The 11770-nt window shown below is 56.8% G+C and carries 10 protein-coding genes; 9 read left to right on the top strand and 1 reads right to left on the bottom strand.

The annotated features are described in order from the left end of the window. The first annotated feature begins 18 nt into the window (after positions 1-18). Genes BUQ90_RS13190 through BUQ90_RS13150 form a run of 9 tightly spaced genes read left to right on the top strand, consistent with a single transcriptional unit; the run spans position 19 to position 9384 of the window. Entirely contained in the window at positions 19-630 is a 612-nt protein-coding gene (locus tag BUQ90_RS13190) for an NADH-quinone oxidoreductase subunit J (RefSeq protein WP_074205630.1), read from the top strand. Then, positions 627-932 (top strand): NADH-quinone oxidoreductase subunit NuoK, encoded by a 306-nt coding sequence (gene nuoK / locus BUQ90_RS13185; protein WP_074205629.1) that lies wholly within the window; start codon positions 627-629, stop codon positions 930-932. Before BUQ90_RS13190 ends, nuoK begins: the two co-directional genes overlap by 4 nt. Positions 933-936: 4 nt before the next feature. Further along, the gene (gene nuoL, locus BUQ90_RS13180) at positions 937-2946 is read left to right on the top strand and encodes an NADH-quinone oxidoreductase subunit L (protein WP_074205628.1); all 2010 of its coding nucleotides are present in this window, start codon (positions 937-939) and stop codon (positions 2944-2946) included. Next, positions 2943-4490 (top strand): NADH-quinone oxidoreductase subunit M, encoded by a 1548-nt coding sequence (locus BUQ90_RS13175; protein ID WP_074205627.1) that lies wholly within the window; start codon positions 2943-2945, stop codon positions 4488-4490. The genes nuoL and BUQ90_RS13175 overlap by 4 nt, the downstream gene beginning before the upstream one ends. Beyond that, positions 4490-5944 carry an NADH-quinone oxidoreductase subunit NuoN gene (gene nuoN, locus BUQ90_RS13170; RefSeq protein WP_074205626.1) on the top strand — a complete coding sequence of 485 codons (1455 nt, stop codon included), beginning with the start codon at positions 4490-4492 and terminating at the stop codon, positions 5942-5944. The genes BUQ90_RS13175 and nuoN overlap by 1 nt, the downstream gene beginning before the upstream one ends. Further along, entirely contained in the window at positions 5917-6666 is a 750-nt protein-coding gene (locus BUQ90_RS13165; protein ID WP_338044548.1) for a biotin--[acetyl-CoA-carboxylase] ligase, read from the top strand. The genes nuoN and BUQ90_RS13165 overlap by 28 nt, the downstream gene beginning before the upstream one ends. A gap of 15 nt (positions 6667-6681) precedes the next feature. Next, positions 6682-7464 (top strand): type III pantothenate kinase, encoded by a 783-nt coding sequence (locus BUQ90_RS13160; RefSeq protein ID WP_074205624.1) that lies wholly within the window; start codon positions 6682-6684, stop codon positions 7462-7464. Further along, on the top strand, positions 7461-9101 hold the full coding sequence (locus tag BUQ90_RS13155) for a ribonuclease J (RefSeq protein WP_074205623.1): 1641 nt from the start codon (positions 7461-7463) through the stop codon (positions 9099-9101). Before BUQ90_RS13160 ends, BUQ90_RS13155 begins: the two co-directional genes overlap by 4 nt. 4 nt (positions 9102-9105) lie before the next feature. Continuing rightward, positions 9106-9384: a DUF1467 family protein gene (locus BUQ90_RS13150; RefSeq protein ID WP_074205622.1), complete on the top strand. Its 279-nt coding sequence runs from the start codon at positions 9106-9108 to the stop codon at positions 9382-9384. Between the two features lie 3 nt (positions 9385-9387). Here BUQ90_RS13150 and BUQ90_RS13145 read toward each other — a convergent pair whose 3' ends face one another. Next, positions 9388-11721 carry a coiled-coil domain-containing protein gene (locus BUQ90_RS13145; protein WP_143182866.1) on the bottom strand — a complete coding sequence of 778 codons (2334 nt, stop codon included), beginning with the start codon at positions 11719-11721 and terminating at the stop codon, positions 9388-9390. Positions 11722-11770 lie beyond the last annotated feature (49 nt).

The following is an 11770-nucleotide window of genomic DNA, read 5'->3' as shown; positions in this document are numbered from 1 at the left end:
GGTTAAAAGACAACGAACATGCAGGTTTTTGCTTTTTATCTTTTTGCATCCATCGTGATTGCCAGCGGAGCGTTTTGCATCTTCGCGCGCAATCCGGTGCATAGCGTCCTTTGGCTGATTCTCGCCTTTTTCAATGCTGCCGGCCTGATGGTTCTGGTGGGGGCCGAGTTTATCGCCGCCTTGCTGGTAATTGTCTATGTCGGCGCGGTGGCGGTGCTGTTCCTGTTCGTGGTGATGATGCTGGATATCGATTTCGCCGAATTGCGGGCCGGGTTCATGAAAAACCTGCCGCTGGGTCTGGTTCTGGCGGTGGTTCTGCTGGCCGAGATCATCATCGGCATCGGCGCCTGGAGCTCTGTCGGCACCGGCAATGCCGATGCCGCCGTCGGTCTGCCAGCGGGCGGCCCTTCGAATATCGAGGCGCTGGGGGCCTTGCTCTATTCCAAATATATCTTCCTGTTTGAGGCCGCGGGCATGGTGCTGCTGGTCGCCATGGTCGGCGCCATCGTCCTGACCCATCGTCAGCGCGGCGGCGTCCGCAAGCAGAATATCGGTGCCCAGGTCTCTCGCCGGCCCGAGGAAGCCATTCGCAATGTACAGCCGGAAATCGGCAAGGGGGTCGAACTGTGATCGGCATCGAACATTATCTCGTCGTCAGTTCCATTCTCTTCGTACTGGGCATGCTCGGCATTTTCCTGAACCGGAAAAATGTCATCATCATTCTGATGGCGATCGAGCTGATCCTGCTGGCCGTCAACCTGAACCTGGTGGCATTCAGCGCATTTCTTGGGGACATGACGGGGCAGGTCTTCGCCATGTTTGTTCTGACCGTCGCAGCTGGTGAGGCGGCGATCGGTCTGGCCATTCTTGTCATTTATTTCCGTCAGCGCGGCACGATTGCCGTCGATGATGTCAACCGGATGAAGGGTTAGGGACTTGTCGATCCAGCTTATCGTTTTCCTGCCTCTTCTGGCAGCAATTGTCGCAGGTTTTGGCAACCGGATCATCGGCAATGTGCCGGCGAAACTGGTGACCACCGGCGCCCTGTTCATCTCCTGTGCCCTGAGCTGGCCGATATTCCTCAGCTTCGTGAGTGGTAATGCGGTTGAACAGGTCGTTCCTGTGCTGACCTGGGTCCAATCCGGGGATCTGGATTTCTCCTGGGCGCTGCGGGTCGATACCTTGACTGCCGTCATGCTGGTCGTGGTGACCACCGTATCGGCGCTCGTGCATCTCTACAGCTGGGGGTATATGGACGAAGACCCCGATCAACCGCGGTTTTTCGCCTATCTGTCGCTCTTCACCTTCGCCATGCTGATGCTCGTCACGGCGGATAATCTGGTGCAGATGTTCTTTGGCTGGGAAGGCGTGGGGCTGGCTTCCTATCTGCTGATCGGTTTCTGGTTCAAGAAACCCACCGCCAATGCGGCGGCGATCAAGGCATTTGTTGTCAACCGGGTCGGCGATCTCGGCTTCATGCTGGGCATATTCGGCACATTCCTGGTATTCGGTACGGTGTCCATTCCCGAAATTCTCGAAGCCGCGCCCGGCATGGCCGGCTCGACCATCACCTTTGCCGGCATGCGCTGGGATACGATGACCATCCTCTGCCTGCTTTTGTTCATCGGGGCGATGGGCAAGTCGGCACAGCTCGGGCTGCACACATGGCTCCCAGATGCGATGGAAGGTCCGACACCCGTGTCGGCGCTGATCCACGCGGCCACCATGGTCACTGCCGGTGTTTTCATGGTCTGCCGTCTGTCGCCAATGTTTGAAACCAGCGAGGTCGCGCTGGCCGTGGTCACCATTGTCGGTGCCTGCACGGCCATTTTTGCGGCAACCGTTGGCCTTGTGCAGAATGATATCAAGCGGGTCATCGCCTATTCGACCTGCTCGCAGCTCGGCTACATGTTCTTTGCTGCCGGCGTCGGCGCTTATGGCCCGGCAATGTTCCACCTGTTCACGCATGCCTTCTTCAAGGCACTGCTGTTCCTGGGAGCCGGCTCGGTCATTCATGCGATGCATCACGAGCAGGACATGCGCTATTATGGCGGCCTCAGAAAACAGATCCCGCTGACCTTCTGGGCAATGATGGCCGGTACGCTGGCGATTACCGGGGTGGGCATATTGGGGGTCTTTGGCTTTGCCGGTTTCTATTCCAAGGACATGATCATCGAAAGCGCCTTTGCCAGCGGTACGGCAACCGGCCAGTTCGCTTTCTTCATCGGTGTTCTCGCCGCCCTGCTGACCAGCTTCTACAGCTGGCGTCTGATGTTCCTGACCTTCTGGGGCACGCCGCGCTGGATCCAGTCGGAGCATATCCAGCACAGCGTCCACAAGACACCGGAAGAGGCGGGCGAAGACCAAACCGGTGGCTATCATCCGCATGAAAGTCCGCCCAGCATGCTGATCCCGCTGGGATTACTTTCCATTGGCGCGGTGTTTGCCGGTTTCCTCTACTACTATCCCTTCACCGGAGCGGTCGAAGGCGCTGCCTTCTGGGGCGACAGCATTGCCTTTAATGTCGGTCTGATGGAGGCGGCCCGTGAGGTGCCACTCTGGGTCAAGCTGGCTTCTACCGTGGCCATGCTGACCGGCTTGGGCGTTGCCTTCCTGATGTACTTCCGGGGGCAGGACCGTCCGGCCCGTCTCGCGGCGACCTTCGAACCCTTGTACAAGTTCTTCTTCAACAAGTGGTATTTCGACGAACTTTATGACCTGATCTTTGTTCGTCCTGCCTTCTGGTTTGGCTGGATATTCTGGAAGAGGGGTGATGAGGGCACGATTGACCGGTTTGGTCCCAATGGCGTGGCCGGCCTCGTCGCAACCGGCTCTGGCGTGGCCAAACGCTTCCAGAGCGGTTTCCTCTATACCTATGCCCTTGTCATGCTGCTCGGACTGGCTGCCGCCGCGACATGGATTATTGTTCGGGGAGCCGGCGCATGAACCAGCTTGATTTCCCGATCCTGTCGCTGATGATGGGCCTGCCGATGCTGGCGGCGATCATCTGCCTGTTCCTCAATGCACAGGCGGCAAGGCTGCTCGCTCTGGCAACCACTTTGGCGCTGTTTGTCCTCGGCGTCGTGCTGTGGATCAATTACGATATTGGCGGTCCGCAATGGCAATATGTCGAACGCGCCGAGCTGTTCGGCAATTTCGCCTGGGCGCTGGGTATCGACGGCATTTCGATGATGCTGATCATGCTGACCGTTTTCCTGATGCCGATCTGCATCGGTGCCAGCTGGGAAGCGATCCAGGAGCGGGTTGGCGAATATATGTCCGCCTTCCTGTTCATGGAAGTGCTGATGATCGGCGTCTTTGCGGCGCAGGATCTGTTCCTGTTCTACATCCTGTTCGAGGCCGGACTGATCCCGATGTATCTGATCATTGGCATTTGGGGCGGTGCAAACCGGATTTATGCGAGCTACAAATTCTTCCTCTACACGCTGCTCGGATCGGTTGTGATGCTGATTGCAATGCTGTGGATGGTGCAGGAAGCCGGGACTTCGGATATCCCGACATTGCTCAATTACGACTTTGACCCGGCCGCCCAGACCTGGCTGTGGCTGGCCTTCTTCGCCAGTTTCGCGGTGAAAATGCCGATGTGGCCGGTCCATACCTGGCTGCCGGATGCCCATGTTCAGGCACCGACGGCAGGATCTGTTATCCTTGCGGGTGTGCTCTTGAAAATGGGCGGCTACGGCTTCTTGCGTTTCTCGATCCCGATGTTCCCGGAGGCTTCCGAGCAGTTCATCTGGCTGATCTTTGTCCTTTCAATGGTGGCGGTTGTCTACACATCGCTGGTGGCGCTGGTGCAGCAGGACATGAAGAAGCTGATCGCTTATTCTTCAGTTGCCCATATGGCAATCGTGACGCTGGGGCTGTTCGCGTTCAACCGGCAAGGTATCGAAGGCGCGATCATTGTGATGCTCAGCCACGGACTGGTCTCTGGCGCGCTCTTCCTGTGCGTTGGCGTGATCTACGACCGGCTGCACACCCGTGAAATCTCCCGCTATGGCGGCCTGTCAATCAACATGCCGAAATATGCGCTGCTGTTCATGCTGTTCACCATGGCATCGGTCGGACTGCCCGGAACCAGTGGCTTTGTCGGTGAATTCCTGTCGCTGGTCGGCCTGTACAAGGTCAACAGCTGGGTCACTTTGGTCGCAACCACGGGCATCATTCTCGGCGCCGGCTACATGCTCTATCTTTATCGCCGGGTCGCTTTTGGCGAACTGGTGCATGAAGATGTCAAGGCCATGCCGGACCTGTCGAAACGCGAAATGGCCCTGCTGGCCCCGATCGCGGCGGCGGTGATGTGGATGGGTGTCTATCCCGAAAGCTTCCTCGCTCCGATCCGCGGAGATGTCGGAACACTGGTGGCCCGTATCGACCGGGCTGCGCCGGAAGGTGACGCGCATCTGAAAATGGGCAGCGCCGAGGCGGTCACGGAACAAAAACTCTCAAGCGCTGACGGGGAATCGCACTGATGGATTATACAATTTCCCTGATTTTCACGATGCCGGAGATCATTCTGACGGTCAGCAGTCTGTTGCTTCTGCTGGTGGCCGCTTATGGTGGTGTCAAGTCGGCAAATATCGTGACGCTGCTTTCCATATTGGCGCTGGCAGGTTCTTCGTTGATGGCGCTCGTGTTTCTCACAAACCCGTCCTACGAATTTGGCGGTGATGCCTTTGGCGGTCTCTACCGCATGGATGCTTTTGGCAGTTTTGCGAAGCTTTTGATCTATTTCGCTGCGATTGTGTCGCTGATGGTTGCACCACGTTTTTTCAACGCCGGCGGTGAATATCGACCCGAATATCCGGTTTTGATCATCTTCGCTGCGATTGGCATGGGGATGATGGTGTCGGCCGCCGACATGCTGACACTCTATGTCGGTCTCGAACTCAACAGCCTGTCGGCCTATGTGCTGGCCAGTTTCATTCGCAATGACGAACGTTCGGCAGAAGCGGGGCTGAAGTATTTTGTGCTCGGCGCGCTGGCCAGCGGCATGCTTCTGTTCGGGATCTCGCTGGTTTACGGATTTGCCGGATCGACCAGCTTCTCGGTTATTGGCGACACGCTGACCGGAGATCTGTCCACCGGCCCGCTGATCGGTGTGGTGCTGGTTCTCGCCGGCCTGGCCTTCAAAATCAGCGCGGTGCCGTTCCACATGTGGACACCCGATGTCTACGAAGGTGCGCCGACGCCGGTTACGGCTTTCTTTGCCAGTGCGCCCAAGGTTGCCGCGATTGCACTGACCGTCCGGGTGATCATCGACGCATTTGGCGGTCAGACATCCACCTGGCAGCAGATCATCGTCTTTGTCGCACTGGCTTCCATTGTCCTCGGCGCAGTGGCGGCAATCGGACAGCAGAACATCAAGCGACTGCTGGCCTATAGCTCGATCAACAATGTCGGCTTCCTGCTGATCGGCCTCGCAGCCGGTACGGCACAAGGCGTCTCGGCGATGCTTTTCTATCTCGTCATCTATGTCCTGATGACGCTCGGCAGCTTCATCTGCGTGATGGAGATGCGCGACAAGGATGGCAAACCGCTGGAAAGCCTGTCCAGTCTCGCCGGTCTGTCACAAACCCGTCCTGGACTCGCGGCGGCATTTGCAGTGTTCATGTTCTCTCTGGCCGGTATTCCGCCATTGTTCGGTTTCTGGGGTAAGTTCCTGGTGTTTGATGCGGCCGTGGCTGCTGGCATGTTGCCGCTCGCCGTAATTGGCATCGCAGCTTCGGTCATTGGCGCGTTTTACTATATCAAGGTTGTGAAGATCATCTATTTCGATGAGCCTGCCAATGAGATCGTAGCAACCGGCAACAAGACCGAGAACGGGCTGATCGCGCTGATGGCTGTCGCTGTTTCTCCGCTGGGTTATCTGGCCATTCCGGCGCTGGCACCCGTGACATCGGCTGCGGCCAGGGTCCTGTTCTGACCATCCGGATTGAAACGGTCGCAGAAACCGGGTCCACCAATGCGGATCTGAAATCCCGCGTGCAGCAAAAGGATCCTTCGCTCACGGAAGGCCTGTGGCTGCGCGCCGAGCGGCAATCCGGTGGCAAAGGGCGTCTGGGCCGAGCATGGGAAAGCCCGGTGGGCAATCTCTATTGCAGTACAGTCGTCGATTGTCGGGATACGGATCCTTCTCCTTCAACCCTGTCCTTCGTCACGGCACTGGCTGTTAGTGACGGCATCGCCGCACATATTGAACCGGGTTCGATCAAACTGAAATGGCCCAATGATATTCTGGTGGGTGGAGCCAAGATTTGCGGTATCTTGCTCGAGCGCTGCGGGGACCATGTCATTGTCGGGACCGGTGTCAATGTCTCGGTGACGCCGGAAGTACAAGATCGACAGGTGACGAGTCTCCTCGACGAGGGCGCGGATCCCGAACTCTCTGCCGAAACGCTTCTCCAGGAAATCGCTGCCTCTTTTGCCCAATGGTTATCCCTATGGCGGCGAGATGGCCTTTTGCCGGTATTGCAGGAATGGCGGAAACGGGCGCATGCCGAAGGGACAATGCTGACCATCAACAAACACAGCAGCAATTCGCTAATCGGCAGCTATGCGGGGCTAAGTGACGAAGGTGCGCTGCGCTTGAGAAAGCCTGACGGAACGCTTATCGAGATACATGCCGGTGATGTGGAAATCGGTTAAAGGAAAGGTCCGCCCATGTTGCTGGCGATAGATGCTGGAAATACGAATGTCGTGTTCGCACTGTTTGACGGTGACGAGATCCGGGCGCGCTGGCGGATCGCGACTGATGCCCGGCGTACAGCGGACGAATATGTCGTCTGGCTGCGCCAATTGCTGGAACTGGAAAATCTTGCGTTGACGGATATCGATGCCGTGATCATTGGGACTGTGGTCCCCCGGGCGCTGCACAACCTTTCCGTATTGTCGGAAAAATATTTCGGCGTGACGCCACTGGTCGCAGGCCGTGGCGATGCCGCTTGGGGCGTGGCTCTCGATGTGGCGCAACCGGATACAGTGGGCGCTGACCGCGTCCTCAACGTGATTGCCGCGCACGAGAAATACAAGCAGGACATCGTCATCATCGATTTTGGTACGGCCACGACATTTGACGTCGCCGACTATGACGGGGCCTATAAAGGCGGCGTGATTGCGCCAGGCATCAACCTGTCTCTCGATGCGCTGGTCGGCAAGACTGCTCAATTGCCCAGAATTGCTCTGGAGGCACCCGAAGATACCAGCGTGATCGGCACGACCACTGAAAGCCAGATGCTGATCGGCATTTTCTGGGGTTATGTTGCCATGATCGAAGGGCTGGTGGAACGCACCAAACAACAGATCGGCCGACCGACCAAAGTGATTGCCACTGGCGGACTGTCCATTCTTTTTGATCAGCATACGGATGCCTTTGACATTCTGGAATCCGATCTGACACTCCAGGGTCTCCTGATCCTCTACCAGCGAGCAACCAAAGCTTCATGACAAAATCTGACAGTGAACTTCTTTTCTTGGCTCTGGGCGGGTCAGCGGAGATTGGCATGAACGTCAATCTTTATGGCTGCGATGGCAAATGGGTCATGGTGGATCTCGGCATGACGTTCGCTGATCCGGGTTATCCGGGCATCGATCTGGTGCTGCCCGATCTGGAATTCATTGAGAAGCGCAGTGACGATCTGCTTGGGATCGTGCTGACTCACGGGCATGAGGATCATATCGGAGCGATTCCCTATCTGGCCGGGGATCTCGACGTGCCGCTCTATGCCACGCCATTTACCGCCGGTCTGATCCGGCGCAAGCTCGAAGAGGCGGGTCTGGAACATGATGTCGAACTCAACATCATTCCCAATGAAGGCAGCTTTGAGCTCGGCCCGTTCGGCTTCCGCTATCTGCCGATTGCGCACAGCATAGCCGAAGGGAATGCCCTCCTGATTTCCACGCCGCACGGAAACATCTTCCATACCGGCGACTGGAAACTGGATGATGAGCCTTTGCTCGGAATTCCCGCCACGCCGGAAGAATTGACTGCAGTCGGGGACGAGGGCGTCCTCGCGATGATTTGCGATTCGACCAATGTCTTCAACAATGATCCCTCCGGATCGGAAGGGGATGTGTTTCGCAATCTTGCGCGCGTCGTGGAGGAAATCGACACCCGTGTGCTGATCACCACATTTGCCTCCAATGCGGCGCGCCTGCAAACACTGGGAGAAGTGGCAAAGGCGACGGGCCGGACATTATGTGTTGCCGGTCGTTCGCTGGACCGGATCATCGAAAACTCTCGGGAAACCGGCTATTTGAAAGACTTTCCGCCGGTGGTCGATTTCGAGGAAGCGATGAACCTGCCACGTGACAAGGTGATGATTGTGGCGACCGGCGGGCAAGGCGAGACCCGGGCCGCGCTCGGGCGGATTGCCGGCGACAGCCACAAGATCAAGCTGACCGCAGGCGATCATGTACTGTTCTCGTCCAAGCAGATTCCAGGCAACGAAATTGCAATCGGACGCATTCAGAATCAGCTTGCGGCCAAAGATGTGGTGATGATTACCGACCGCCAGGAGCATATCCATGTGTCCGGCCACCCCGGACGCCCCGAACTGGCCAAAATGTATGACTGGATCCGGCCCGACATCCTGGTGCCCGTGCATGGGGAAATCCGGCATATGAAGGAGCAGGCGCGTTTTGGTCGCGCACATGGCATTGCGCATACGGTGTTTCAGCAAAATGGCGACATTGTCCGCCTGGCACCCGGGAAGCCGGAAGTCATCGGTCAGGAACGGACCGGACGACTGGTTCTCGACGGAGATGTGATGATCCCGGCCGACGGTAGAACACTGAATGAGCGGCGCAAAATCGGCTATAATGGTTTGATATCCGTCGCTGTGGCTCTGGATGGAGATGGCAAACTGGCCGGAGATCCGGTCCTGCGGCTTGCGGGTGTTCCGCTGGAGCAAGATGAAGAAGAATTTCTCGATGAAATCGGGGAAGACATACAGAGCAAATTTGTCAAACCCGTCGGAGATCTGGAGCGATTTTCGGAAGAATTGCGGCTATTGGTGCGCCGGTCGGCGACGGAATGGACCGGGAAGAAACCGGTTGTCAAAGTCCTCGTAGTGGAGACCTGATCAAATGGAATGGACGTCCATCATTGCCATCTATGTGCTGTTCTGGGTGATATCGGCCTTTATCATCCTGCCGATCGGGATCCGCAATCATCATGAAGCGAATGTCGAGATGGTGGAAGGGCAGGCGGACGGTGCACCGGTCAACTTCCGGCCGCTGCGGGTCATATTGTGGACGACAGTTCTGGCGACGCTGGCCTTTGCCCTGTTCTACTTCAACTATGTCAACGAATGGCTGACCATCGATGATATCGACTTTTTCGACAGCCGTGAGCGGTTGCAATAAGCCCTAGCTGCGCAGGCGCTCAATCGCCTGGGCCAGAGCCACATAGAGCTTGCCGATATCCGACGAGAGTAGGGTCACGCTGATCGCACTGCCGTCGCGCGTGGCCAGGACACCGCGGAGCATGGCTTCAAAGTCATGGATATAGCGGTTCACATGCTCGCGGAATTCGGAATTGCCCTCATATTCTGCCAGAATCTCGCGGACCTCTCCGGAGTCCAGCAAACGCACGGCCCGGCGCGAGAATATCCCGCGATCACCTTTCAGATAGGCGGCCCATTGGGTATCCGTGACTTCATTGGACATCAGCTTGGTAATGTCGATCGCTGTGGAATTGAGGGACTCTGTCAGAAGCGCCACACGCCGCGTGAAATTCTCTTCGCTGCTCTGTTCGGCCTTTTCCTTGGCAAAGAGGATGCGTTGTTCGAGATTCGTCGTCATGTCCTCAATGGCGGTCAGCTGCTCGGTGAGGTGACCGGCGGTTGACTGGGTCGTTGCAACGGCGCTGGACACAGCGGATTCCAGTTTCGGCGCAATGGAGGCAATTTTCTCGTCAATGATCCGGTTCAGCGCCTCTTCGCTGACCTTTTCAAACTGGTCGGTGGAACCCATGATCGAGTTTTCCAGCGCATGGCGGGAGAATTCGGACGCCTGATTGGCGGTTTCCTTGACGCGGAGCAGGGCGCTGATCAATTTCTCGCCGGCACTTTCTGCCAGAGATTCATTCTCGTCCCGGATTTCCCGCAGCGATGCCGACATGGTGTCGATCTTCGCCAGCACGTCTTCCATTGACTCATTGCCCGCTTCCCGCAGTGCCTGCAGCTTGCTGCTCTGCGCCTCAATCGCTCCGTCGGCCCGTTCGATCTTGGCCGAAAGCGCATCCGTTTGCTGGGTAATCTTGGTGGCTTCCTGGGTCATGCGGTCGAACAGGAAGATGCTCTTGTCCGATTTTTCATTCATGCGGTCAAAGGCCGCCGGCAGTGTTTCATCCATTTCCCGGGCACCGCTGTCCAGCGCAATGAGCAGCTTCTCGATCTTCTCAATCATGCCATCAGCGACGCCATAGCCCTTGTTGAGGGATTGCTGCAGATTGTCATTATTCTGCCGCAACGCGTTCATTGCAAAGGCCAGTTTGGCGGTTTTCTCGCCGCCCTCATTATCCAGCTGGGCCACTTTCTCCGATATATCGAGGACATTGCGGTCCAGTTCCGCCACCAGTTCCTTGAGCCGGGTGTCTTCCTCATCCGCTGCCGTGCTGACAGCACGCAGGGAATCCTCGATCGCTGTCATATCCGCACGAATGGCCTGTGATGACCGTGACGTTTCGCTGGCTAGCTCTTCCTGCGCCTTGTGAAGCGCCTGGATCACCTCGTCAGCGGAGTTCTTGAGATCGCCGGCAATCTTGCTCGATCCGGTCTCTGTTTCCTGCAGCTGCCGGGCAAAATTTTCCTGAATGTCTTCTGCCGTACTCGCCAGTCCCTGCAGTGCTTCCGCAGACTTTTCGTTAAGCTGGTCAAGGCTTTGCTTGGCGTTCGTGCCCACTTCACCGACACGTTCCAGCGTCGTGATCATCCGGGCCATCTCGGCCTGGGCAGAGCGACCAGAATTGCCAATCTGGTTGGTCACATCCTTGGCGGTATTGATGACCACTGGCAGATGCTCGCGCAGCTGCTCCAGATTCTGGTAAGCCGCCGCACCAACCTCATCCAGTTTGGTCATTTTGCGCAGACCGTCGCTCAGCACTGCTTTGATACTGTCAGCTGCTGTGGTCAGCTTCTCGGTGGACTGGCTGCCAAGCGCGGCGAGTTCCCGGGTCTCTCCGGCGAGAAATTCCCGCGCCATCGACAATTCATTGTTCACGGACTTCAACCGGGTCTGCAATTGTTCCGATTCCAACCGCAGAGAAGAAGAGACGTCGGTAAAGCGTTTTGCTTCGCGTGTGCTGTTTCGCATGAACAAGAGGTAGGTCAGCGCGAACAATATTATCGGCAAAGACCAGTCGGAAATCAGCTCGATCCCGGCCTTCGGAGTCGGCAAAGTCACAAAAATGTCCTGATTCGCCCAGGCGAAAAAGCCGGTCCATGCCGCTATCGCGATGCCGAGCAATGCCGGAGCGAGATAGCCCTTGCCGGACGAATCATCCGCTATGTCATCGGCATAATGCGACCATTCGCTTTCTTCAGATGACGTCTCATCATCCTTGTTTTCAACAGAAAATTCTTCCGCTGCGGAATCCTTTTCGGCTGCTGACTTGTCGTCAGAGTTTTCATACTCGACATGATCATGAGGATCGCCCTCCTGATCATCCCGGATTTCCACGATTTTTGATCCACCTGTCATGGTTCCTGTTTACCATATTTTTTACAGAGAGAAACCTTAAGTTAACCAC

Origin of the sequence: Parasphingorhabdus marina DSM 22363 (assembly GCF_900128895.1) — a bacterium.
Classification (GTDB): Bacteria; Pseudomonadota; Alphaproteobacteria; order Sphingomonadales; family Sphingomonadaceae; genus Parasphingorhabdus; species Parasphingorhabdus marina.
This window is presented reverse-complemented; position numbering and strand designations above follow the sequence as displayed.

Excerpts from the sequence above, each read along its gene's own strand:
- nuoN (WP_074205626.1), top strand. The coding sequence starts at position 4,490 with ATGGATTATACAATTTCCCTGATTTTCACGATGCCGGAGATCATTCTG.
- BUQ90_RS13175 (WP_074205627.1), top strand. The coding sequence starts at position 2,943 with ATGAACCAGCTTGATTTCCCGATCCTGTCGCTGATGATGGGCCTGCCG.
- BUQ90_RS13155 (WP_074205623.1), top strand. The coding sequence starts at position 7,461 with ATGACAAAATCTGACAGTGAACTTCTTTTCTTGGCTCTGGGCGGGTCA.
- BUQ90_RS13145 (WP_143182866.1), bottom strand. The coding sequence starts at position 11,721 with ATGACAGGTGGATCAAAAATCGTGGAAATCCGGGATGATCAGGAGGGC.
- BUQ90_RS13160 (WP_074205624.1), top strand. The coding sequence starts at position 6,682 with ATGTTGCTGGCGATAGATGCTGGAAATACGAATGTCGTGTTCGCACTG.
- BUQ90_RS13190 (WP_074205630.1), top strand. The coding sequence starts at position 19 with ATGCAGGTTTTTGCTTTTTATCTTTTTGCATCCATCGTGATTGCCAGC.
- BUQ90_RS13150 (WP_074205622.1), top strand. The coding sequence starts at position 9,106 with ATGGAATGGACGTCCATCATTGCCATCTATGTGCTGTTCTGGGTGATA.